Annotated in this window: 20 protein-coding genes and 1 pseudogene; 4 read left to right on the forward strand and 17 right to left on the reverse strand. The window is 33.9% G+C overall.

Annotated elements, in window-relative coordinates:
• Positions 1 to 110: 110 nt before the first annotated feature.
• The 4 genes and pseudogenes from EHE19_RS16780 to EHE19_RS16795 all read left to right on the forward strand — a co-directional run bounded on the left by EHE19_RS16780 (position 111) and on the right by EHE19_RS16795 (position 3,932).
• Positions 111 to 329, forward strand: a complete 219-nt coding sequence (locus tag EHE19_RS16780) for an SHOCT domain-containing protein (protein WP_137699001.1) — start codon at positions 111 to 113, stop codon at positions 327 to 329.
• A 51-nt stretch (positions 330 to 380) separates the two neighbouring features.
• Positions 381 to 1,943 carry a recombinase family protein gene (locus tag EHE19_RS16785; RefSeq protein WP_137699000.1) on the forward strand — a complete coding sequence of 521 codons (1,563 nt, stop codon included), beginning with the start codon at positions 381 to 383 and terminating at the stop codon, positions 1,941 to 1,943.
• Entirely contained in the window at positions 1,944 to 2,372 is a 429-nt protein-coding gene (locus EHE19_RS16790) for a serine integrase family protein (RefSeq protein WP_137698999.1), read from the forward strand. It abuts the gene before it with no gap.
• A pseudogene (locus EHE19_RS16795) lies at positions 2,362 to 3,932 on the forward strand (recombinase family protein). The gene EHE19_RS16790 and the pseudogene EHE19_RS16795 overlap by 11 nt, the downstream one beginning before the upstream one ends.
• Before the next feature lie 55 nt (positions 3,933 to 3,987).
• Here the strand turns inward: EHE19_RS16795 and EHE19_RS16800 are convergent.
• The 17 genes from EHE19_RS16800 to EHE19_RS16890 all read right to left on the reverse strand — a co-directional run bounded on the left by EHE19_RS16800 (position 3,988) and on the right by EHE19_RS16890 (position 24,590).
• Positions 3,988 to 5,259, reverse strand: coding sequence for a hypothetical protein (locus tag EHE19_RS16800; RefSeq protein ID WP_137698998.1), 1,272 nt, complete (start codon positions 5,257 to 5,259; stop codon positions 3,988 to 3,990).
• A 535-nt stretch (positions 5,260 to 5,794) separates the two neighbouring features.
• Positions 5,795 to 6,310, reverse strand: coding sequence for a TIR domain-containing protein (locus tag EHE19_RS16810; protein ID WP_137698997.1), 516 nt, complete (start codon positions 6,308 to 6,310; stop codon positions 5,795 to 5,797).
• A gap of 2 nt (positions 6,311 to 6,312) precedes the next feature.
• On the reverse strand, positions 6,313 to 7,152 hold the full coding sequence (locus tag EHE19_RS16815; RefSeq protein ID WP_137698996.1) for a macro domain-containing protein: 840 nt from the start codon (positions 7,150 to 7,152) through the stop codon (positions 6,313 to 6,315).
• A 142-nt stretch (positions 7,153 to 7,294) separates the two neighbouring features.
• Positions 7,295 to 7,849 carry a TIR domain-containing protein gene (locus EHE19_RS16820; RefSeq protein ID WP_137698995.1) on the reverse strand — a complete coding sequence of 185 codons (555 nt, stop codon included), beginning with the start codon at positions 7,847 to 7,849 and terminating at the stop codon, positions 7,295 to 7,297.
• A gap of 49 nt (positions 7,850 to 7,898) precedes the next feature.
• Positions 7,899 to 8,756 carry a hypothetical protein gene (locus EHE19_RS16825; RefSeq protein WP_137698994.1) on the reverse strand — a complete coding sequence of 286 codons (858 nt, stop codon included), beginning with the start codon at positions 8,754 to 8,756 and terminating at the stop codon, positions 7,899 to 7,901.
• Between the two features lie 883 nt (positions 8,757 to 9,639).
• A complete protein-coding gene (locus EHE19_RS16830) occupies positions 9,640 to 13,473 on the reverse strand; it encodes an NACHT domain-containing protein (protein ID WP_137698993.1) in 3,834 nt (1,277 codons plus the stop codon).
• A 571-nt stretch (positions 13,474 to 14,044) separates the two neighbouring features.
• Positions 14,045 to 14,491 carry a hypothetical protein gene (locus tag EHE19_RS16835; protein ID WP_137698992.1) on the reverse strand — a complete coding sequence of 149 codons (447 nt, stop codon included), beginning with the start codon at positions 14,489 to 14,491 and terminating at the stop codon, positions 14,045 to 14,047.
• 203 nt (positions 14,492 to 14,694) lie between these two features.
• Complete coding sequence (locus tag EHE19_RS16840) at positions 14,695 to 14,889, reverse strand: hypothetical protein (protein WP_137698991.1); 195 nt, start codon at positions 14,887 to 14,889, stop codon at positions 14,695 to 14,697.
• Positions 14,890 to 15,045: 156 nt separating this feature from the next.
• Positions 15,046 to 15,789 carry a restriction endonuclease gene (locus EHE19_RS16845; protein ID WP_137698990.1) on the reverse strand — a complete coding sequence of 248 codons (744 nt, stop codon included), beginning with the start codon at positions 15,787 to 15,789 and terminating at the stop codon, positions 15,046 to 15,048.
• 457 nt (positions 15,790 to 16,246) lie between these two features.
• The gene (locus EHE19_RS16850; protein ID WP_137698989.1) at positions 16,247 to 16,717 is read right to left on the reverse strand and encodes a pyridoxamine 5'-phosphate oxidase family protein; all 471 of its coding nucleotides are present in this window, start codon (positions 16,715 to 16,717) and stop codon (positions 16,247 to 16,249) included.
• A 165-nt stretch (positions 16,718 to 16,882) separates the two neighbouring features.
• Positions 16,883 to 17,059, reverse strand: coding sequence for a hypothetical protein (locus EHE19_RS16855; RefSeq protein ID WP_171003648.1), 177 nt, complete (start codon positions 17,057 to 17,059; stop codon positions 16,883 to 16,885).
• Between the two features lie 731 nt (positions 17,060 to 17,790).
• Positions 17,791 to 18,795 carry a caspase family protein gene (locus EHE19_RS16865; protein ID WP_137698988.1) on the reverse strand — a complete coding sequence of 335 codons (1,005 nt, stop codon included), beginning with the start codon at positions 18,793 to 18,795 and terminating at the stop codon, positions 17,791 to 17,793.
• A gap of 213 nt (positions 18,796 to 19,008) precedes the next feature.
• Entirely contained in the window at positions 19,009 to 19,575 is a 567-nt protein-coding gene (locus EHE19_RS16870) for a hypothetical protein (RefSeq protein ID WP_137698987.1), read from the reverse strand.
• Positions 19,576 to 19,799: 224 nt separating this feature from the next.
• Positions 19,800 to 21,242 carry a hypothetical protein gene (locus EHE19_RS16875; protein WP_137698986.1) on the reverse strand — a complete coding sequence of 481 codons (1,443 nt, stop codon included), beginning with the start codon at positions 21,240 to 21,242 and terminating at the stop codon, positions 19,800 to 19,802.
• 801 nt (positions 21,243 to 22,043) lie between these two features.
• The gene (locus EHE19_RS16880; RefSeq protein ID WP_137698985.1) at positions 22,044 to 22,436 is read right to left on the reverse strand and encodes a resolvase; all 393 of its coding nucleotides are present in this window, start codon (positions 22,434 to 22,436) and stop codon (positions 22,044 to 22,046) included.
• Positions 22,437 to 22,585: 149 nt separating this feature from the next.
• A complete protein-coding gene (locus EHE19_RS16885; RefSeq protein ID WP_342343329.1) occupies positions 22,586 to 23,650 on the reverse strand; it encodes a recombinase family protein in 1,065 nt (354 codons plus the stop codon).
• 283 nt (positions 23,651 to 23,933) lie between these two features.
• Positions 23,934 to 24,590 (reverse strand): SMI1/KNR4 family protein, encoded by a 657-nt coding sequence (locus tag EHE19_RS16890; protein WP_137698984.1) that lies wholly within the window; start codon positions 24,588 to 24,590, stop codon positions 23,934 to 23,936.
• Positions 24,591 to 24,603: the final 13 nt, after the last annotated feature.

Raw genomic sequence — 24,603 nt, forward strand, 5'->3', positions numbered from 1 at the left:
GGAGAATATTTCTCTGGTAGGCATTATTTTTTTGCTCTTTTTTGTACGAAGGGCTTCATTTTTTCCAGTGGGTAGTGAGGACAAGAGTTCTCAGACTGGAGGACAAATACATGACTGCTATTGGCTCAATACCAGAAATTAAATATGAAAAGAAGCCTGTTACACAAGAGCAATTGCAGCGCGAAGTTGATTATATACGAGCACAGCGGATGCTCGATTCCATGCTTCAATCTGGACTTATTTCCTTGTCGGAATTCAACAAGATAACCTTATTAAATCGAAAATCTTTCTCTCCTGCGCTGGCACAGATTATGCCCGAAAAGCATTGATATAACTGAGCTTTAGAGGTAATATGTCACACTGACCAAGGAGGTGAGAATTTGAAAAAGGTTACGAAAATAGGTCAAAACACAGCTGATGTAACTGAGAAGTCCAAGCTACGAGTTGCGGCTTACTGCCGCGTGTCTACAGACAGCGATAAACAACTCGAAAGTCTAGACACCCAAATAAAGCATTATGAAACCTACATTAAAGCAAATCCTGAGTGGGAGTTCGCCGGTCTTTACTACGACGAGGGTATCACCGGTACAAAAAAAGAAAAGCGGCCAGAGCTACTTCGCATGATTGCCGATTGCGAGAACAAGAAAATCGACTTCATCGTTACAAAATCGATAAGTCGTTTTGCACGAAACACAACAGACTGCTTGGAACTAGTCAGGAAGCTACTTGACCTCGGTGTTTTTATTTACTTCGAGAAAGAAAATATCAACACTGGGTCAATGGAAAGCGAACTCATGCTGTCAATCCTGAGTGGACTGGCTGAGAGTGAGTCGGTATCCATTGCGGAAAACAGCAAATGGTCAGTTAAGCGCAGGTTTCAAAATGGGACCTTCAAGATTTCCTATCCACCATATGGCTACGATACAGCTGATGGAAAACTGGTTATAAACGAACCACAGGCGGAAATAGTGCGTTTTATCTTCTCTGAAATTTTATCCGGAAAAGGTACCGGAAAAATTGCGGATGAGCTAAATCGCCGCGACGTTCCATCCAAGAAAGGTGGCCGTTGGACGGCGACAACAATTCGTGGAATAGTCGGTAATGAAAAATACACAGGCGATGCTATTTTTCAAAAGACCTACACCGATATGCACTTCAATCGCCACTACAATTACGGTGAAAAAGACCAGTATCTCATTAAAAATCATCATGATGCAATTATCAGCCATGAAGAGTTTAATGCCGCACAAGATATCATTGAACAACGAGGCAAAGAAAAAGGCGTGGAAAAGTATCAGGGTAAGTATCAGAATCGATATCCGTTTTCAGGCATAATCATTTGCGAGAATTGCGGCGGAAAATTCAAGCGCCGTATTCACTCTACCGGCAAACATAATATCGCATGGTGCTGTGGCAATCATATTACGGACACCAAGAAGTGCTCAATGAAGTACATTCCCGAATCCAGTTTTGAGCATGCATTTGTTACTATGATGAATAAGCTCATCTTCGGCCATCAAATTGTCTTGAAGCCTCTACTGATGGGCCTTCGCAGTATCAGCTCCGAAGACAACATATCAAAATTGAATGACCTTGATAAAAAGCTCGAAGAAAACGCAGAACAACGGAAGGTACTGGTAGGTCTTATGACAAAAGGCTACCTGGAGCCTGCCGTTTACAATAAGAGCAATAATGAACTGTTACAGGAGGCTGAACGACTGCGTCGTCAAAAAGAATCTTTATCCCTCTTTTTGAACTGTGATACACAGCACCTAAATGAAGTCAATGAACTCCTGCATTTTACTACAAAGGCAAATATGTTGGACAGTTTTAACAGTGAGATTTTTAAGTGCTTTGTAGAACGGATTATCGTATATTCCCGAACAGAAATCGGATTTAAACTAAAATGTGGCATTACATTAAGGGAAAGGCTGGTGAGATAAATGAGCCACACGCCATTTGGCTATCGAATTGAAAATGGAAAAGCCATAATTGATAGTGAAGCTGCTGAGAAAGTAAAAAAACTGTTTCAGTATTATCTTTCTGGCGATTCGTTAGTAAACGCTGCAAAAAAAGCTGGCATTAAATCCTATCATTCTGGTATTGGCAGGATGCTTAGAAACACCTGTTATCTCGGTAATGAATATTATCCTGTGATTATCGATAATGAGACCTTTGCTGCCGCAGAGGAGGAACGCACCAGGCGGGCTGAGAAGCTTGGCCGCATTCGTAAACCAAAAGAAAAAGCAGAGATTGTCTTCCCCACCGAATTCTATATAAACGAAGTCGTGCAGCAATTTGATGATCCTTTTCAGCAGGCCGAATACGTCTACAGTTTGATAGAAATGGAGGTACAAAAGGATGGAAGTTAATAAGAATGTAACCGTAATTCCAGCACGAAACTTAATGGGTAGAAAGAAAAAAGGTGAAGAAAAGCCAAAGCTCCGTGTAGCAGCTTACTGTCGAGTTTCTACAGATAGTGACGAGCAGTCTACCAGTTATGAAACACAGATTGAACATTATACGACCTACATAAGTAATCACCCAGATTGGGAATTTGCAGGCATTTTTGCGGATGACGGTATCTCCGGTACCAATACTAAGAAACGTGAAGAATTCAACCGCATGATTGACGAGTGTATGGCCGGTAATATCGATATGATCATTACAAAGTCCATCAGCCGTTTTGCCCGAAACACGTTGGATTGCTTGAAATACATCCGTCAGCTAAAGGAAAAAAACATTCCCGTCTTCTTTGAGAAAGAAAACATTAATACCATGGATTCCAAGGGTGAAGTTCTGCTAACAATTATGGCCTCACTTGCACAGCAAGAAAGTCAGTCCTTAAGTCAGAATGTGAAACTGGGTCTGCAGTATCGTTACCAACAGGGTGAAATCCAAATCAACTGCGCCCGGTTTCTCGGTTATACCAAGGATGAAAACAAACATCTAGTGATTGTTCCCGAGGAAGCTGAAATTGAAAACGCATCTACCGAGAATACCTTGAAGGCGCTAGTATGCTAAAGATAGCCCGTGGATTAGAAGCTGATGGAATTTTAAACGGAGCAGGCAATGAAAGATGGCATACCAGCAATATAAACCACATCCTGCGAAACGAAAAATATATTGGGGATGCTCTTTTGCAGAAAACTTATACCGTTGACTTTCTTACAAAGAAACGCGTTAAGAACAACGGCATTGTTCCTCAATACTATGTAGAAAATAACCATGAGCCCATTATCCCGCGTGAAATTTTCATGCAGGTGCAGGAAGAGCTTATCCGCCGCCGTATTGTACACACAAGTCCGAACGGAAAGACCAGAACCTTCAGCAGCAACCACGTCTTCGCTCAGATAGTCATTTGCGGCAACTGCGGCGAGGTTTTTCGCAGGGTGCATTGGAATAACCGAGGCAAAAAGTCTATCGTCTGGCGGTGCGTCAGCAGACTGGAAAACACTGGCTTATTCTGCGATGCTCGGACGGTATTAGAAAGCACCATAGAGGAAGTGCTGGTAACCGCCATAAACAATACGCTGAGCGGTAAGGATACTTTCCTCTCCACGCTCCGGAATAACATCGCCACCGTCTTAACCAAAGAAAACGACCAGACCTTAGCTGACATAGATAATAAGCTGGAAGAGCTACAAACAGAACTTCTTAAACTGGCCAGTTCCAATGCTGATTATGAGAAAGTTGGTGAAGAGATTCACCGCCTGCGTGACCAGAAACGAAGCTTGATGGTTGAAAACGCAAACAGGGATGAACTCAAGAAGCGTATAGCCGATATGAGCACCTTCCTCCAGGAACAGCCCGCAACTATCACTAAATATGATGAGCAGCTGGTCCGGCGGCTGATTGAAAAAGTAACCATTTACGAGGATAAATTTACCGTGGAATTTAAGTCCGATTTAACGGTGGATGTGGAAGAATAGGTCAGAAAAGAAAATATGCACTGTCGACCTTTGTGGCTGTCAGGGCATATTTTGTTTATTGAGCTGCTTCTTGTGGAAGGTAATATATCTTACCTTCTTTAGCAATGATCTTAACATCCTCTTGGAATAGATCTATCATATCTGTTTTTTGGGGAATATCATATCTATTGGTCTGATCAACTATCTTTTTCACTGTGTTCTCCGAAACGGAACGGTATCTATTTTTTTCATTTATCCAACCCGGAATCGTGTGAATAAAGCTATCAAATCCCGTTCGCTTTCTGTTACTCTCCTCTACATTTATTTTGAACTTCTCAACCTGGACTTGATGCCATGAGCATAATTGATTCAATGCATCCTGCACCTGTTTTGAATATATAGGAAGCAAGGCGCCGCACTGTTCTCTGGACACCGCTCCAAGATGTAATGTATGTTTCAACTCTGCTATTTTGGACATAACTTCCATCAAAGTCTTTTGATATATGAACCAATTCTGAGCTTCCCCGAGTTCCTTCTCATATTCGTCATAATCTAGATCATTTTTCTTTGAAAAACCTGCTATTGTAAGGTTAGCCTGTCCTAATAACTGAATACATTCTTGCTCCCAGTTATTCAGATTAGCAATCTCGCTTATTCTAAGTTCATCATTATCCAGAATATTCACTTGGAATTTTGCTGCTTTTTGAATTTGTGCTACCAAAGCAAACACCTTACTCTTATATTCATTATCTTGGAAATCTGAAATTTTTGTAATACCTTCACTAATCTCACTAAGCTCAGCGTTGATTTGTGTCATATAATACTGACCCACGACCATTGATGCAACACCCATTGCAGCAGCTGCTGCATTAGCTGCAACATTCGCAGTATTATTTACAGCCACAAGATTAGCATGGCCACTTACGCCTTCAGCACCATGGTAAATACCACGAACTGCTCCAGCCATATCTTGAGATTTAGCGAGCTTGGCTCCGGCTGGTATAACGGCTTGATACAACACTTTGCCACTGGCTTGAACAGCGTTCGCCGCGGCATTTCCTCCTTGAAACAACGCTGGAACAAGATTGTTAACACGAGCTAGAATCTTACTATCCGTAATTTCCATGAGGTTTCTTTCATCAGATATGGCTTCTAACGGCAATTGTTCAAGCTGAATCATTAAGCGATTCATATCATCTTCACTTAGTTTAGAACTATTCAATTTTGATTCTTGCTTTAGGATTACGTTTGCTTCAAGTAGTTTTTTGTTTTTCATGCCCTTCCACCATAATACACCACCAAGAACAACGGCAATAACAACAATGATACCAATAACAACATATTCCATAAGGAAATCCTCCTATCCTCTGTCTATATAAGAGGTTGTAAATTTCGCGAATTTTCGCTATCCTTTAGTCAACATCCAACCTGCTCTCACAACCCTGCATTTTTTGAAAAACATCTATTCTGTTCTGTCATTAACCCCTGACATCTATTCTGTTCTGTCAGCAAGCACCGACATCTATTCTATTCTATCACACTCAAAATTGATCTCTTGGACTTGTTTCCCAGAACTGAAAAATGTGCTTATTTTCAAGTCCATATTTTTGCACTTAAAATCTATAAATCCCATATCTACAGCCTTTTCAGCGACACCACTTTTCATCCCTTGTTATCAATACGCAACTCTCAACGTGGGTCGAGTTTATGGAATTGATGTCTACGGGCCGTTTTAAAAACCATCTGTACGTGGGAACATGTCAATTCGTTTTTCAGCAATTTTTGAAAAATCGCCGTTCGCGGGAACATGTCTACGGTACTATTCTTCTTTAATCCGTTGTTAGGATCAATTCACTGGTAATTTTGAGTTACCACTGTCTGCACTATAACCCCATTGCATTCTTGACAGATTGATAATCCCAATAATGCTTGCCGTCTTTCATTTTCTGCATTGGAGCGTGCGTACCATAAGCTTTAATGATATCTGGGCACTTGCTTTTATCAACAGTTGCCGCATTATATAGGATTACAATTTTGATATTTTCTCTATCTCGAACCGCCTTTTTGCACTCATATTCGATGAAACTATCATTACTTACTGTATGCCCTGTTTTGCACTTACCGTTGTCGAAGTTCGAACAATATGTGCATTCACCTGATCTTCGGCTTTTGGTGTTACTCCCAACAATCAAGACAAATGTTTTAGAAGCATCCATTCTTATTGCAAGGGATGCCTTGATGCTACAGTTCAAACTATCATCCCGTGCCTGAGTGAGATCATGAGCATCAGTAAATGATAAACTCCATTTCTCACCATCATTCCATTCACATAGTTTATCAACAGCATTTTTATCTCCGTCCCAGTCTGCCGCAATATACGTCTTTGTTCTGTAAGCCATGATTATTTTTCTCCTTTCAGTTCATAAAGATTTATTGTTTCTAACGCCTTTTTCGTAAGAATTATAGATATTTGAACATTTTCATCAAAAGTGACGTTACTCGTCCGAAGAGTACAAAGAATACATCTAAGCAGTTGCTCATTTGGCTTGTCAGTCATATCGTCGAGTCGAGTAAGTCCACCGCCGATAAGCGGAATATTTATTGGTTTGCCTTGATATGTGCGATTAATTTCTTTCCACATCTTTCGAAGAGTATTTTCATATTCAGCACGGTTTGTATGTGCCTCGTTTTGCTCATTAAAATGTGTTAAAGCCAACATCATAACATCTTGAAAAACCTTGATTGTACCCAGCTCATATCTTGTCTTTGCACCATCGGCTGACTCATATCTCTTCAAAGGACTTCTGTTATCAGTAGCAATAGCTAGTTTAAGCGCTTCCTTTTCATCATCGGAAAGAGAGTCTATGTATTTCCCGTTAAGAGAATTATGTGCAATAATTATATCGTCAACCTGAGTATCAAAGTACTCATTAAATGGGATAAGCTTCCAGCCATTAGCAGAGAATATATCTCCCTCTTTTACAATAACCTTCATACCACGAATATTTAACGTTACCTGATTTTTTGTAAGTTTACGCTTTATATATATCGTTCCAATAACAAGTACAACATACACAAGTGTAACTGCTCCAATCTGGGCAGGCAGTTTGCCTATACAGTCGAGCGAGAACGATGTGAAACCTACAACAATTCCTATTCCACCAAGTATCGTAAATGCGAGTTTGAGGCTGTCTGTCAGGATTTTGGGAAGCATTGATATTATTTGCCTTATTCCTCTCATAACATTAACACCCCTTTTTCAACAGCCTCATCTTTTTAATCTCTCTATACATAGTATCGACTTTAAAGTTAAATTCTGATGTATTGAGAAACAGTTTTGTTTCAAAAATATGTTTTTTATCACTATATATCATTTTTACTCCTCACTTTATTAAACCCCATTGTATATAAGCATCTTTGCTGTAATAATTTTTACCGTTGCTTAAATGTTTTCCATTGACATGAAACTGCGTAATTGCGTCCAAAATACAATCCTTTTTGAAAGCAATATGTATCGCTTCCGTCCCAGATTTATTTATTCGATCGGCGAGAGCCTTTGGCCATAGATCATTTAAAGCGTCAACATTAAGTATTGCTGAATATCCAGGATATGCTATTATCAGTGGAATTTTGTAGTTATCAATTGCTTGCTCGATTTCGTAAGAAAGCACGCTTCCAGTATAACGCGTATCCTCTGTGAGAATAACAAGCATATTTTTTGATGCCCTTAGTCTTTCCTGAATTCGAGCATATAGTGTGGCTTTTAAACTTGAGTCACGGACAGCATATGTTTTTTCGTGGCTATTCGTGATGTTAAATTCAATGTTACTGTTTGCACACCAGGCCTGAATAGTAGCATAGTATCTGAAGTCAGACTTGGTAGGGTCGGTTTCACCTAATCCATCAAAAGCGATATATGTCCCAGTTCTGTTTGCCATTATCAATTTTCCTCCTTATTCCGCGCCAAAAGCTTTATTTATATTCAAATTAAAATTCATCACTTGTAAAACCGCATTTAGGACAAACATTCTCGAAACGAGAATAACCGGAATACTTACACCTTGGGCAATTACAGTAATGTAGTTGTGTATTGGCTTCATTAAGCTGCTTTTGAAGTTCTGGTAATACTTTCTTTATAAAGTCAATATACTCGCTACTCACTATTTCACCATGGACACCTCTGTTTGCGATTTTTATAATTTGATTTATTAAATCTACTATTTTACAATTTATTAATTCACAACGATAGAGATGTCTCACCATTTCATGTATTGATTTATTACTGTTATAATTTGTTTTTTCACATAAATCAGCCAATATTTTTTCAAGCATTAATCTAACTTTGAATAAGTAGATAGATTCCTCAGTAACTTCAAAATCAATGTCACTCGGCACACCTTTTGATTCTTCAATATCAGATATAGTGCTAGTTTCACCATAATTATCAGATTTGGAATTTGATTTGGTTATAAACTCTTCAATCAATTTTTTGAGTTTATGCTCATTAGGAAGAAAATCACTTCCAAAATTTATTGTATTAGCATTTGAATAAGAAATTCTTAATTCCATAATTTGCATACGAAGATCATTTAGATTTTCTTTAACTTCGGCTTTTGCTTTATCTATTTCTCTTTTTAGCCTTAATCCAAACAACTCCATTTCAGAAAACAAAGGGAATAATAATAGAACAAGCCAAACAATGAAAATTAGATTTTTCGCATTAAGTTTTTCTAGTTGATAAATATCATCTCTGTAATATGTTATATATATAGTACTTAGTGATAGAAGGATCAAGTACCACCAATTATTTTTTAAATAAGAAATTATCTTTCCTTTGAATTTCATATCTTAACCTCACTAACCACATATTTCCTATTAATACTCTAGTAGAATCTTGTCTATTGTCCATTTATTCAAATCTATTATATAAAAAAATGGAAATGATTTCAAACAAAATGGACCAATTTGTTCTTTCCTTTACATCCATCCTGTCTTCTCAACCCCTATGAAAAAAAATCCGTTATATAATCTGTCAACTCAACCCTGCTAATTTTTGAGCTCAAATTTCACCCCAAAAATACCCCTTCGACATGTTTCCGTGTACGTACTCTAGTCCTTTAGGTCGAGTAGACAACTTGGTTATAATTCCTGAAATCCGCTTAAATAAACACTTACAGCTTTGTAATCAATACGACACTCTCAACGTGCCTTGAGTAGACAAAAATGATGTCGTGAAGACCTATTTGTTCCTTGGCGGAGGGGTATTTTTCTCTAAAAACAGGTTATAATGATCCGCTTTTTCGAATCTTAACCTCCGCTCTTTATGATTAGAAGTATATCATTTCTGTCAGGCACTTTGAAGTGCTGCTACAACTTTACCAGTAAGTAAAAATTGTGCGCAATAAAACTTTCAAACATGTTGTGGTTTGAGAGCTTTATTCTGAACAATTATTCAATTGTCTTGATAAAGTCTTTTTCCATAATTAATCCGGATTTAATTTTCTTTGATTTCTATAAACTCATTTCATAACTAGAATTCATCCAAGACCCGACCGAAAATCAGTACGGGTCTGAGCCATCAAAAACCAACATTGCACTCTACGCAAACGAATAATTTTTACATTTTTAAATTTTTCATAGCAGGTCTCCCTCTTTATAATCTATTTATCAAATCTAGTCAACATCAATCCCATTACTCTTAGTGCAAGGATAATTATTTGCCAACGAATTAAGTATTAATGGAGACATCTATTACCGAAGTATTAACCATAACTTTATACTTGTCAGTTAATTCTTTTGCCTGTGACTTAAATTCATCCACTATTTCAGAATACTCATTGTTTTTAATCGATGATGCTTTCTCTCCATACCACCCAACTACATAAATACCATATTTAGATTTATTTTTCATGTACTTGTTAATTAGTTGTGATTCCATTGAAGTAGAAACTTCTGCATGCCACGAACCTTTCACTTCAATATATATGATTACATTTTTGTGAATATTTAAACCTGATTTCATCTGTACAACGATGTCAGGTTTTTCACTTCCATCCGTTCCCTGTTTGGGTCTTATTTCTACTTCTCTGTCAACAAATACACCTGTCTCTTTCAAGTCATACTCAAGATGAAACGCAATCAAATTTGATAAAGCATGTTCATTTTTATGTGTAAAAGTAGAATTAGACTCATTCCATAACAGATGCTTTATTGATTTACTCCCATTCATACGCTTGTTGAATCGTTCTAATGAATTTGTAATTTCATTTAACAAGTCAGCTCCATTCCTAATTAGTGTCTTTTGCTTGTTGTGATACATTGCACTAATCTCGTTAATTTTTAATGGAATCCATCGTTCCTTTAAGTATTCGTACTCAATTTCTTTCCACAAATCTTGAACTATATATTCATTGTAACAACTTTTCCATATATATTTAATTGCTTCTCTTGACTCTTTAGAATTTCTTTTCTTCAAATTATACAAGATTGATTCTTTTATTCGGTTAATATACGAATTTAATGGATCTCTCTTACTTGTTTTATTTGCGTTTACATCGATCCAAATATAGAACTTTGCATATTGATTTTCTGAAATCAAATTATTATTTGTAAAATTATTAATATTATTACTATCATAAAACCCATGGCTAGAAGCTTTCTGAGCGATATACAACAGGATATCATACTTGATTTCATTATTAGGTATTTTTTTCCAAACCAATTTCCAATCAAAATTCATTTGGCCAAAAATATAAGCTGCAACAACCGACTTATACTCGGTATCATATGAATTCAAGCTGTTATCGAACTTTAATATATACTCTTCAACAAACGCCTTTGCCTTCTTGCTATTATTTATTAGTAAGTTCACAAGAAGAACATAGCACAAAAACTCATTGCTCTTATATTTGTTGAAATTTTTTAATATTTCATTCTCAATAAACTCATCTAAGCAATTTCTGATAATAAGTATAAGTGAATATTTTACATCAAAATCTTCACTATCTAATATTTCTTGCTTAAATAACCAGTTTAGTACGTACTTTTTATCAATCGTGATAAATTTACAAAATAGTTCTTTATGTATATTTGTAAATTTATTCTCAAATAGAATTGCACACATCCATTTCCGATAAACCTTAATCAGATCAACTATTTTAGAATCTGACTTGGAAACACTCAAAATATAGTAGCAAATCAGTGATACATCATATTCCAACGATATATTGTGTCTTTTATAGCTTGACAACACATTATAGTTTTCTAAATAATCAACAGATAGGGTAATAATATCCGACATTATGTCTTCATTTCCTAATAGTTTTTCTATTCTTTCTGTAATATAATCATCTTCCCAGCATGAAAGTAATTTTTCAAAAATATCGACTTCATCAATAAAAACAAGTTTAATAAAATTCATCCATACGTTGTAGTTCTTATCATTTTGAGATTCCTTAATAATTTCTTTTAACTTTACAGGATTTTCAATTAATTTAATGACATTTTCTTCCTTACTATACTTTTTTTGATATATTGTACTTATTTCGTCATAATATGATTCTCCTTTTTCAGATTGGTCGCGTATCCAATCAATATCATCTTCTTTTAGGATATTACTATATAAATCATTTAATTCAACCTTCTTAAAATCATATTTTAATTCAATTATAAATTTCAATAGTCTTCTGCGTACTTGACTATCTTCTGGTAAACAAATGAAGCTCTTATAACATTCTAAATACTTAATTATTAATACTTTTATTTGCTCTTGAATATCATTATTGAATAACAAGGCTGTAAATATAATATGACACACGACAGCTTCGGTTCTTTTTGATTTTGGACTTAACTCAACTTTCTCGCAGTATTCTATTGCTTCATGAATCTCGTCTTTGCTATACTTTGATGCCGATTCTTTAAACGTTGATTCAAAATAAAAATTATCTTCGTCAAGCAGTTTACACATTAAGTCTAACTTTTCTTGTAATGAAATATATTTTGGATATAACATTTCATATATCTTAAATCTAAGGCTTGGCATAAGGTTCAGTTTTCTTTCCTTTTGAATCCTATCATTCAAAATATTTGCTAATCTAGTTAGTAGTTCATCGTTGCCATATTCTAAATACTTATTACAAAAATAGCTTGAAATATTATTATCTCCATGAGCCATCCCCATAAGCAACTCATCAAATGAATACTTAATTTTAAGTGTTTGAGAGAACTGGATTACCTTGTAATTTTTATATGTAGATGTGTAATAACCGCCCAAAAGGAATCTCTTTATTACTTTTTCTGTCTCCTCACATTGTAATTGTTCAATAATAGAATACTTGAAATATCTAGTACCACAATTATTATCAGAAGTAATAAATCTTTCTACTATATTAGCTTTCTTTTTATTATCAATTGAAGATAATTCGCCCAAAAGTATAATGTCAAAATCATTATTAAAAACCCAGTCAAACACCTTATCGTTAATCGAGATTAACCAACCGACTAATGCATGTAATTGAGGTATCGTTTTTTTCTCTTCGGAATAATTGTGTTTAATAAGTGCAATTATCTTTTCAAAATCAAATGATTCATTAATGAAGTTAGCAGCCAAGAACTCTGCATAAGAAAGATGAGTCCATTCATAGCCATAATTTCCAGATTTAAATATCGCCGTCTTCAAGACAGAATTAATGTTTTTCTTATAAATTGAAAATAAATCACTTATTTCACTAGAAATTAAATTTTCATAGCCTTTGACCATATTATGACTAATATATTTTGTACCACATAAAATAGTTAATGCTGCAATTACTTTTGCAGTATAAAATCTATCATTAAAATCATATTCATCAACAAGCTCAAGTTTTTGACGTTTACTTTTATTTGGCTCCTCGATAAGTTTTATACATCCGTTTTCATACAAATTTTTCTTTGAATTAGAGAAACTTTGATCGACTTTATATTCATCAATTAAGAACTTCATTGTTACCGGTATTTTCATAAGAGAATATACATTTTTGTTAATCGCTTCTTCATAAAACTTTTCGTACTCAATTTTTTCTGCATCAAGTGAGTTCTTAATATCATCATCTGAAAGTGCGCAAAGCATATATTTTTTCACTTCATCTTTACACCACAATTTTGAAAACTCATCTTCAAGATAATCTAGCCATATCCCTGTACGGCATGTTATTCTAAGAAAGACTTTTTTTAGGTTCACGCCAAAGTTTTTTAGTAATTTTAGTAACGAATCTCCAATATCTTTATAATTTAAAACTGCTTCATCAAAAGCATCTAAATAGATATAAAATTCACTTAGGCTGTCTAAATCTTTGTTATCAACTAGAATTTTAACCTTAAGATCTGCTGAAGAATTTACACCTCTTAAATCAACAAAAATTGATAAATTAGAATCATTATACATTTTTTCCAATTCCGTAGATTTACCACTACCTGGTTCACCGAGTAGTATTAAACATCTATATTTGTTTATATTATGAAATGATTCTTCTAATTTATCTTCATTTCCAATTAATTTCCACTTCCTTTGCCAGTTGTATATCATTTACATACCTCTTCACTTATTTTGTTCTATGTAATAAAATTCATATTAAATACTTGTACGTCTAATATCCCTTTTGAATGATGGAAATTCCAAACGTTTCTCTCATATTTAAAAGCAAAATTATAAAGTATTATATTATATTGAATAAGTCTATAATTGTTATCCTTTATACATTAAAATGTGATACTTATGTTTGCTTAAAATATTGTTAACATACTTTAGAAAGTTGCTTTAACTAATACTTCATAACTATGGTTACTTTCCTAGTACCCGTTTTAACACTATTAAGTATATTTGTATTCTTAAAAAAACATTAAAGGTCTTCATCTGTGTACTCTCTATTAACATTAACAGCCACATCAAGAACAACAAGAGTTTGTTTATTCGAATTTATTTACGTCATCACCAACAATATTATGGATCCCTGTTGTCTTTGTATATGCAAAAGCAACCCAAACCATATTATTATGTTTTACCCCTATAGACGGGGTTGTCTTATTTCTAAAACAAATAACTCGTGTTAGCCAATGCTAATTTCTACTTATTAATTTCAACACATACTTTATTTAGGTTAAAACTTATCTAACGGAAAAGTATTAGTAAAATCATCAGCAATAATCTCTACTTGAACTGAAGGAATATTATCACTATTATCAACATTATCACCTATTAAAGAATCATCAATGTCCTGATTTAAAGGAAAAGATTGATCTATAGTAATTTCTTTATATGATTCAACCACAAATGGAGATTTAGATCTATCAGATTCTGTTAAGTCCTTTTCATAAAATCCAAGTGCAGTCGATAATATTGGATTATTTATTTTTATTTTAACTTTAAACAGCTCTGAGGTTTGTTCTGCTTTATTTGCAATTGTAAGATACAATTTAAATGTATTTTGTTCAATTAAAAAAGCACTACCATTTGTAATTTGTATGTTATTTTTGCCATTACCACATGAACTGCAAATACAAACTATAGCCAATATCATTGGTAGAATTTTAATTTTTGATTTCATAGTCCCCTCCGATATCTATCTAAAATAAATATATTACTATATTACAATCTCTAATGTAATTTCTATTAAATAATTTGAGTAGTTACAAAAATCAAGAATTCATAGTTGAACTCACTAGAATATCTCAATTGTATTCTCTAGTTAATTCAAAGTGTTATAATTTTTATTTATTAACTTTTATAGCAGTTGTATACCAAGTATCATTACCATATGTAATACTCAAATATGTGGCCAGAAGTTACAGCCCAATGATCATCTATCCATGCAAAGTCATAGTTTAATGTAGTATTGTACCTGTTTACCGTAGAATATCTTATAACACCCTTAGCCGTCACTGTATGACTTCCATAAGGAGCCTGATTTAGGCTAATATAAAATCTCAAAACAAGTATATGCATTCACTACTTACTCATTTTTAACCATTTAGTAATTTCAATCACATGAATCTCTATTGTCTTCATTCATTAGGAAAAGCTGATTATCTAAATACCCTAGTTTATTCAAGATATTTTCCGTCGAAATATATATTTAACCTACACTTGTCCTTTGTTTCACTATAGGTAATTCTTCCTTAGTTTTTCAGTAGTCAAGATAAAATAATCGAATCCATCTTCTTCAGGTTGTGATAATACAAGCCAAAATATGATATTGTGGATTTTTGTAAATTCAACAAGCCCGAAAAGCTGTTCTCTCCTTATGCCTCTAACAGCACATTCTCTGTTGCCATAGTATTTCTGTTTAAAAGTTTCTGCAACTTTTTTACTAATAAATAATGGGATGATAAAATCATATTCAGCGTTTGAAGGCATACACACATAGTTTCCATTGTTCTCACCATTTTCTATTTCCATAAGTGTCCAGAAAGGTTCTCCAGAAGCATTCTCATCAGGCAGAAATACAAATTTAAATTGCTCAGCTAAAATTTCATTAAAGCGTGGCAAATCCTTTTCTTCTAAAAGGATTATACCCTTCTTTTTAGCAATCTCATAAGCTCCTTCCTGATAACCCGATACTGAAATCATTACTCCCTGCATGGGAGCTACAGACTCAAGCTTTCCTGCGAAATTGTGAATATACATCCTCTCTATAGGACGGCTATGGTTTTTGCATTCAATAGCCACTCTATGTGGTATGCCTACTTTTTTAAATTCATAATAAACATCAAATTCATTATTTGTATTATCATTTCCTCTAATTATTACATTTTTACTTATAATTGCATTTCTCTCTTCCATCTTTAGTAGACTTGCGTATACATAATGGACAAGTTCTTCAAATTCTTTACCCTTGTCACTCATAAATCAACCTCCATTACATAAAACTAGCTTTAAAAAATGTTTCACTGTGTGACCTCCATAAGGAGCCTGAGTTACTCTAATATAAAAGATTCATTGCCCTCCGAACCACATTTCGTCATCAGAATTATAGTTTCAAGCAGTAGCTTGCGACTAATCTAACTCGCTTTACTCCTCATCTTGGGCAAGCCTTGCATGGGTGGTACACCATCTTCTTCAGTCGTTTCACTCCTTCATATGCTGTGTTACCACCTTAACGTCGCCTTGAGTATACAAAAATGATGTCGTGAAGATTCACCCCTTACTGCCTACCACTATCGTTTATATGGTAATTTGGCACTAGCATTATGCTGTACAATCCTAATTAAATTGTAAGCAATAAAACCTTCAAAAACCAAGTTTGTATTGAAGGCTTTATTCGGTACAATTTCATTAGAAACTAGTGATATTTTAGCTTAGCTTATGATCTCTCATTATATTTATGAAATTTATATGGTGATATTGCTTGATAATATTCTTCATCAAATACTAGTTCATCCCTATTCATCTCCCCTAAAGATGTGTTATAGTTCCAAATTACAAGAGGGCTTATTTCATATAATTCATTACAAATCTTTTCAAATACTGATTTATACTTAGGAAAACGCTTATCATAAAATTCTCTTTTATTTTTATATTCTTCACTGCCATATTGAATCATTCTAACAAGCCCCTGAATTTGTAAAGTTCCAACACATATTGCTACATAAGGATTTTTTTTAATGTTAATGCACTTTAAAGTATCCGAATAACTTCCAAAATAAAGATGCAAATTTTGATCATATGCAAAACATACAGCAGAATTATCCGGAAATTGATTATTTGTTGTTGCCAAATATAGAATTTTTTCTTTTTCTAATATCCCAATAATAGTATCTAAATTAAGTTTCATATTAGTCCTTCACCCATAAAAATAAAATTATCACTAAACATTATCTAATTATATGGGTTTAATTATTACATGGCAAGTATCTATCCTTTAGATGCTATATTACAAATTAATACCTTAGTAAAATTTCAAAATGCAAAACTATTTGACGGTTACAAAAGCATTGTCCTACAGTCTATCAGCATCAAGCGAAATATCAATGTCTACATCTGCATCATAACCAACCTTTATTATTTTGTTTTCACCTCTGTTTACATATATTGTAATAACCTCTTTCTGAGCTTCACCACTTTCAGAATACTCAAATAATTTTTCTAACTTTTTATCAAGAGTAACTAGAACCACCTTAAATTTTCCTCCATTGAATTTGCAATTGTTGTTTATGGTAATTTTCCCATCCTCTTTTACATTTAAATTCCAAATTTCAAACGCACCATAGTATCCTCCAATTTTACCTTTAGCTCTGTTTCCATTTACCCCAAATGCATATTCTGAATAATAAGTTGCTCCACACTTTTCAATAATCTTTAAGTCATCATCATATTTCTTCTCATATCTTCATTAACCTTTTCACTAACTTGACCACTATTTTTAGCTTCCCTGTCCTGACGTGAATCACTATAGCACCCACTAACTATAGTCATAATGTAAATGGAGATTAAAAGAATAATGAAATAAAAATTTTTCATACTTAATGCTCTCTTTTAATTTATTAATATTTATACTTAATGTCTTAGGTTCTGGTGCAAATACATCAGAATCAATATCCTCATCACCAGAAAAAGTGCTTCCACTTGTATAGATTCTGTGACAATTTAGTTTCCTCTTTCTCAAAATTTTACTGTTATAAGATCACAGAATTCATTTTGCACCAGAACCAAAAGTTATTAGTTTTAATTCTTTTATGGATTTATAGAATAGGCAGATTAAAAGTTAGTTATATAAAAATCCTCCAGTTGAATATTAGCTTCAAGTAGAGGATAAGTTTATAATTGGTTGCTTTATATTTGGCTTATGCATATTGATAGAAAAAGTGTTCAGTTCTTTTATAAATTGTTGAATAAAATTTTTATTATTTATTGGAATTTATAAATGCTCCAATGTGAGCCAGTGTATTTTCCTCCTGTTTGCGAAGATAGACCTACTGTAGAATCAGCAGTACGCCCATCAAGCCATCTATTTCCAGAAATATCGCCTAGACATTTAAAAAGAATTTGATCGCCTTCTTTTAAATCATTGAATGATGAGACTTGAACTGGAGTCTTATTAATAGTAAATGGTTTTTCACATCTATAATTATCAAGAACATTACCATATTCATGATACTCTGATATTTGTTCAGAATCATTTATTCTTGAATTTATTTGTTCACATAAAGTTTGATAGTTTCCATTAAAACTGCCGTTATCCCATACGTCTCCAAGTGCTTTTGTAAATATTCCATTATCCCAATCACCATTTGAAAACTGATTATCTCGGCAACCACTGATATGTATCAAGGAAGCATCCATCGTACTTGTATCAACTAATGCACGTTGATTCATTGTAGATTTATATGCCGTACCCGAATGACAACTGTCACTAATCATAACTATTTTCACCCCAATAGGGAAAGTTCTCCATATCGTATCTAATTCATCATCTATAATTTCCTTATCATATGCAACTAGCGTTTCATCTAGACCATCTGTTTCATCACCATTGCTGTCAGCTACTTGTTCACCATGTCCTGAAAAATAGATTACAAACGTATCTCCCGCATAAAGAGTGCCTTTAATTTGATTGATACGACTCAAAATATTATCATGAGTTGCGCTTTGAGTTAAGAGTTGTGAGACATTAAAGCCATTTGATGAAAGAATATTATTCATCAAATCCACATCATTTTCGCACCCCCAGCATCCATCTGTGCCATCAGTTCCATATTCCATTGGGTCAATACTCGTTAAGCCTATTAAAAGAGCCTCACCTTTTATAGGGCAAATTGATTCTTCTGCAAATATATTTACTGTTAAAGAAAAAAATAAAATTATTTGCATCATACCGCATAGTAAAAGTGCAAGCCGTGACTTTATTTTCATTTTTACCTCCGAAACAATTTTTATTCATTAGCAATTCAAGCATTAATTAACTTAGTAATTATGTAAACAATACAGCACAGCGCACATACTATCTCTTCTTATTACTTTTTCATAGTTGCACAAGTATACAACGATATTTATAAATCTCTTATAAAATTTGTTTTATTTTACTTAATACTTAAACCAACTAATGATTAATATAATAAACTTATTTTATTTTGTATAAGTTCTGAAGTAATCATCAACTAACTTATTATATTTATTAGATAAATCCTTTACTCTAGCATTCACGTCATTATACTTTGATGATGATCGGTCTAGAAGCTCTTCTTTTTCCTCTTCATTTATTTCCATAATATTTTTGCTTATAGTTAATAAGTCGCTATTCATACTTTTCAATAACTCTGTCGCTTTTTCTCTATTTAAAGTTTCTTCTACATTTGCTAAATTAGAAAACAGAGGATCATATGATAAAGTCAGCAAATTATGCATATTAACCTTTAATTCACTTACACTTACTGCTGAACCAAAATGATAACATATATGATTTACAAATAATGCATATTTCTTTCCATCATTACCACCGCTATTAATGTATTTATCTACAACCTCAGACAGGCGACGTACTTCATACCATTCAGCGTACATTTGTCGTACATCTTCTTTTTTTAATTTTTGGTTCTGCATATTTAAATAAACACTATTTATTATTGATATTAAAAGAAATATAGCCATTACTACACAAATAATAGTCGATTTTTTGCTGCTGAGTTTTACCATTGTTAATATCCCCCATATCCTCAAACATTTTGAATGCAATTTATTGTATATATTTTACTATAATAGCTAATGTTATTCAAGTTACAATTCATTAACAATTACTATCAAGCAGATTTAGACCTAATATATTATGTGATTTTAAAATTACTATATTTTGATATATTTCTATTATTATAAATAATAGCACAGAGCAGAAAACTATATTCTACTCTGTGCTATCAGAACTAAGGAATTGCTGTATAATTGAGTTGGAAATTCTGTGAAACTGATGTTGTCGAAGGTACAGACTTGTCGTACACGTCAAATTTTAACTGAAGAGCACCTACTGTACTCACCGATGTACCAGAAGTACTTTCGTACTGAAGGAGAGCTTGATAAATATAATAATCTCCGTTGAGGATTTGTCCACCATGATCTGTACACTCTTCAAACTCATATTTAGCTAATTTCTGACCAACGGCAACAGTTTTTCTATCGGATAGAGATACTGCCCCACCTCCGAGTGTAACTTCTCCTGATTGAGATGTTAACGTATTAAAATAGCCAAGTATCGTATTCAAAGTCGAACCATACGGTAAAGTTGATACTACTTTTTTACCTAACGATGCAGTTATTGTATCATATAAGCTTTTAATTCCTTTTATATACGAAGTATAATCATACATTCTTCCTTCTTGGAAAGTGCGAACAAAGGTTGACTTGTCTCCACATCCAAAGTTAATTTGAAGATTTCTATAAGAAAAAACATTATTTCCATAATAAGTATAATTACCAACCTGTGTATGCTCTGCAACCTTAAAAGCAGCTGTCCATGTTGAATCTTGTGAAGCTACATTAACATGCTTATACTCAAGATATGGTAGTGAATAACACTGCGTATAATCATTTCCTACATAGAAAGCTTTATAGTATGTAGTTGGATTTGCCCAAGTTGAATAACCACCTAGTGCTCTTTTTTTAGTTGTTGGTATTCCAAGCTTTTGCATTATCTCTTTGTCTGTAGAAATATTTTTTATTTCTGTAGGCTTAGCAAGCTCTGTAAACCAATATAAATCATTTTTAGAATCCCCTTCAGAAAATGCATTAGCATTTAGTTGTTCTAATACCTTAGGAAGCTCTATTTCAAAAAAAAGAATATCTTTATTAGAATCTAATAGATACATTTTCAAATGAGGCTTTTCATTTATTTCATTTTTTACTAATAGATTATCTTTTGAACTATCATTAAATATTTCAAAAAGTAATATTTTAAAGTTTCCAGTTAAATCTTCAAGATTTCCAACAATACTGTTCATACCATTTTGGGCTTTAAAACCTGCATAAAGACTACCAGATGCTGAAATATCACTCTTTTCACCTGAATATTTTGCATTTGCATCAAAAGAAATCGTACTACCATTTAAATTTAGATTCTTGATTTGTAAATCTACAGTCTTATAACTGCTACAACTTTCCTTTGGCTGTCTTTCAGATTCTGGACCAGTCATTGCCTTGTTAAAGTCTTCGACAGAAAGAGCTATACCTTTTTCTGTAATTGTTTGGCTGATATCGCTATTATCCTGAACCGTGCTAAACTCAACATCTTCAGCCAATGCTGGTATTGAAGAAGTTGCTAATAACGTAGATGCTAAAATTGCAATCATAACTAGCATACTAATTTTTTTCATATAAACCTCCATAGTTTTATGTAATATATAATTTATGGTACTATCTAGAATGCACCCTTGGTTCTTACTATATAGTAATTCCAGTTCAGAAAGTTTACTATAATAGAATTATATTTTACTTATTTTGATATTGTTTGCATGCAAATTACATTTATGATAACAATAGTAAATTTTTTAGTCAACCCAAATGTTTTTTCATTTATTTACATATTTTCACTAATCTAGTTTTATTTTGATTATATTCACCAATTTCTCCTTCCCCTATAAGTTTAAGACGTAGAGTTTGCTTTTGTTCTGCTGCAGATAATTTTTCACTTCTTATAATACGTTAAAACTATATCCATCTATAGGTAATAGTACCCGTTCACTTACTTTTTGAGCTATTTTTACTAATATTTATAAATGTTTTTGCTTAGAAAAAGGGCAACTCAAAGTGAAATAATGCTACTTCAAGTTATCTCTTTTTCATTTACTTATATACTTTAATTAATTTCACACTCATAGCGTAATTCGGTAATAGCTCCGCGTGGTTCTACTATTTCTTGCATCCCTGCTATTCTGTTGGTGTCTTTTCAAGCGGAACACCATATACTATCCATTTTAATAGAATTTAGAAAAGGTTCCAAGTTGCAATCTATCGCAGCGAAATATTCTATTCCATTTTACAAAAAGTAAAACTTTTGTTTTTCTTGAACACTCATAATTTTCATTATTCATCATTAAAGCCATAAGTTGTACCTCAATTGAATAGAATTAACAATACCCTTAAATAAGAGGCTTAAATAAGAGTAAGTTTACAAATTACAACATCCTAAATTCAGCCTGCATTACTGCCTCTTCTTCTGAATGCCATAATGCCTCCATTTCCTCTTTGGTTGCAATGGGGAAGTCCTTTGGTTCTTTCTCTCCCTGCTGTATGGGTGCTAAGTGAGGAATAATGTCTCTGCACAGTTTCTGATTCGGACAGGTCATTATAAACCCACCATATATAGATTCACAAATCAGCCTGTCACACATATCTGTCATGATAATCTTATCTGCAGTATAAGCATTATTTCCAATAAAGTTTGCAATGTTCTCTGCAGTCATTGGAAACATATAATCAGTATGCATTCCATTATCGCCTTTTTTATATACACAGGCATATCCTAGATTTCCATCTTCCTGTAATTCATATAATTCTTCTGTTGTCATCTTCTTTCTCCACTTCCTATTTATAATGATATTAAAACAGTTGCTGCTATCACAAAGTGTTGTTGCTAAACATAGAAAAACCGCAGCTGCTGTACTGGCAGTTACGGTAATGGTTATTCCTACTAAAATTACGTATTGCGCCTTCCGTTTTAATCCTCATAGCACTCCACTTCCTCCGTCATAACAATCCCAGAGTGAAACTGTATTTCTATTTTCATTCCTTTGGAGACTCTGATTGAGTTAATCAGCCTTTTCACAAGCTCTTGGTCGAAGTCTCGCACTTGTGGGTTTACCGTGGTTATGGCTTTGTCCAGTGCCTCTACTCTTTGTTGGTAGTTCTCTGCCTTTTTCTGTGCTTGTACATGCTGTATTTTTGCCTTTTTTAGTTCGTTTATCTGATCTGATATGTGTTTGTAGGCATTGTCAAAATCATCGCTTACAGCTCCTTGTTTTGCATTGTCTTCGATGAGCTTCAGCATCTGCTTTTGCAGTTCCTCGATTTGGGCATCATATTCGGTTGTAATTCCCCCGGTGCTGTAGTTTCCTATTACCCGGATAACATTCTCACGAAATGTTTTGATAAAGTCTCCGTTGTTTTCTACTACTTTGTTGATGGCTTTCATTATTGCATCGTGGAGTTGCTCTTCCTTCAAGGTTGGGGAGTTTTTGCATTTGGAGCTTGTTCCGCTTTTCAGCCTATCCTCGCATCGCCATACCGCTGTTTTTTGTCCATATTTTGACCAGGTCTGCCTGCGGTAAGCATGACCGCATTCTGCACACACCAGAAGTTCGGTTAGTACATATTTGGAGCTGTATTTGCTCTTTTCTTTTTTCGCTTTATTTGATTTTCTAGTTACTGCAGCTTTATTAAGGCTTGCCCGCCTTGCTTTCTCCACCTGTACTTGATGGAATAACTCCTTCGGTATAATTGCCTCATGGTTATCTTCAATATAGTATTGCGGAGCATATCCTTCATTTTTTACTTTCTTCTTTGTCAGAAAATCTATAGTGTAGGTTTTTTGCATACAGGCATCTCCGCAGAATTTTTCATTGGAGAGCATTCCATCGATTGTTCCAGGATGCCAGTGCTCCAGCCCTGTTACTGTTTTGATTCTGTCTGCTTCTAGTCCCTTGGCTATCTGAATTATGCTTTTGCCCTCCAGATATTCTCTAAAAATCCGTTTCACTATAACAGCTTCTTCCGGCACTATCACAAGGTTTCCATCTTTGTCTTTGGTATACCCTAAAAATTTTGTATGATTGACGGATATGATTCCGTTTTCAAACCGTCTTGTTAATCCCCAGCGTGTATTTTCACTGATGTTCCTGCTTTCCTCCTGTGTTGAGGCAGGGAAATGATAGAAATACGCGAAATTATTCTGATTTAAAAAGGGGGTCGCTTTAGGGGGTCGGAAACGACCCCCTCTCCAAAGCCGCATAGAAACTGGATTTTAGAAACATGGCTGAAACTAATTTTGCTATGTTTATTAAAGTCAATTACTTGAGGTCAATTCTATTTATGTAATCATTAACATCACATCTTAGAAAACCATATCCAACCTCTACAAAGAAGTCTTTAAGCTCACGAGGAAATTTTCTCCCCAGCTTACTTTCATAGTCATGAATATCATTATGGTTTAATCGAAAAAATACATTTTTGTTATTCCATATATCCTTGTCCTTTGGGTCCTCAAATATATATTCTTTTAAAAAATCGAATCTCCCCATATTTTCTAACGATTCACTAAATCTTTGTATAATATACTTGTAGAAATTTTGAAATATCCTTTTTCCTGTTACTCCTTTTTCCCATTCCACTATAGGGCATTCGCCATCTTTCATATTTCCAGTATCAAGACAGAACTGCCACTCATCACAGTTTTCGATTACCAAAAATTTATTAGGCAAGCCTAAATCCCTTCTTCTTTCAGTCTCTTTCACACAAACCAGTGATTTATCTTTACCAACGCCTATTATAAAAACTCCACTAAGACTGCCATGACCATAATTTTTCAAAAACCACTTATAGCTATTAGGCAGTTGAATATTAAGTTGTTTTTCTATTTCAACAACTTGGTCATCATTCGCACCACCGACAAAGAAAGCATCAGTTCCAGCATTTTTAATTAGCTCAACAATTCTATCTTGTTCCATTTTCAAATCCTCC

The organism is Ruminiclostridium herbifermentans, from assembly GCF_005473905.2.
In the GTDB taxonomy this organism is placed as follows: Bacteria; Bacillota; Clostridia; order Acetivibrionales; family DSM-1351; genus Ruminiclostridium; species Ruminiclostridium herbifermentans.

Excerpts from the sequence above, each read along its gene's own strand:
- EHE19_RS16865 (WP_137698988.1), bottom strand. The coding sequence starts at position 18,795 with ATGAAAATAAAGTCACGGCTTGCACTTTTACTATGCGGTATGATGCAA.
- EHE19_RS16845 (WP_137698990.1), bottom strand. The coding sequence starts at position 15,789 with ATGAGTGACAAGGGTAAAGAATTTGAAGAACTTGTCCATTATGTATAC.
- EHE19_RS16780 (WP_137699001.1), top strand. The coding sequence starts at position 111 with ATGACTGCTATTGGCTCAATACCAGAAATTAAATATGAAAAGAAGCCT.
- EHE19_RS16840 (WP_137698991.1), bottom strand. The coding sequence starts at position 14,889 with ATGCATATACTTGTTTTGAGATTTTATATTAGCCTAAATCAGGCTCCT.
- EHE19_RS16875 (WP_137698986.1), bottom strand. The coding sequence starts at position 21,242 with ATGAAAAAAATTAGTATGCTAGTTATGATTGCAATTTTAGCATCTACG.
- EHE19_RS16850 (WP_137698989.1), bottom strand. The coding sequence starts at position 16,717 with ATGAAACTTAATTTAGATACTATTATTGGGATATTAGAAAAAGAAAAA.
- EHE19_RS16830 (WP_137698993.1), bottom strand. The coding sequence starts at position 13,473 with ATGATATACAACTGGCAAAGGAAGTGGAAATTAATTGGAAATGAAGAT.
- EHE19_RS16790 (WP_137698999.1), top strand. The coding sequence starts at position 1,944 with ATGAGCCACACGCCATTTGGCTATCGAATTGAAAATGGAAAAGCCATA.
- EHE19_RS16800 (WP_137698998.1), bottom strand. The coding sequence starts at position 5,259 with ATGGAATATGTTGTTATTGGTATCATTGTTGTTATTGCCGTTGTTCTT.
- EHE19_RS16880 (WP_137698985.1), bottom strand. The coding sequence starts at position 22,436 with ATGACAACAGAAGAATTATATGAATTACAGGAAGATGGAAATCTAGGA.
- EHE19_RS16870 (WP_137698987.1), bottom strand. The coding sequence starts at position 19,575 with ATGGTAAAACTCAGCAGCAAAAAATCGACTATTATTTGTGTAGTAATG.
- EHE19_RS16820 (WP_137698995.1), bottom strand. The coding sequence starts at position 7,849 with ATGGCAAACAGAACTGGGACATATATCGCTTTTGATGGATTAGGTGAA.
- EHE19_RS16825 (WP_137698994.1), bottom strand. The coding sequence starts at position 8,756 with ATGAAATTCAAAGGAAAGATAATTTCTTATTTAAAAAATAATTGGTGG.
- EHE19_RS16810 (WP_137698997.1), bottom strand. The coding sequence starts at position 6,310 with ATGGCTTACAGAACAAAGACGTATATTGCGGCAGACTGGGACGGAGAT.
- EHE19_RS16835 (WP_137698992.1), bottom strand. The coding sequence starts at position 14,491 with ATGAAATCAAAAATTAAAATTCTACCAATGATATTGGCTATAGTTTGT.
- EHE19_RS16890 (WP_137698984.1), bottom strand. The coding sequence starts at position 24,590 with ATGGAACAAGATAGAATTGTTGAGCTAATTAAAAATGCTGGAACTGAT.
- EHE19_RS16815 (WP_137698996.1), bottom strand. The coding sequence starts at position 7,152 with ATGAGAGGAATAAGGCAAATAATATCAATGCTTCCCAAAATCCTGACA.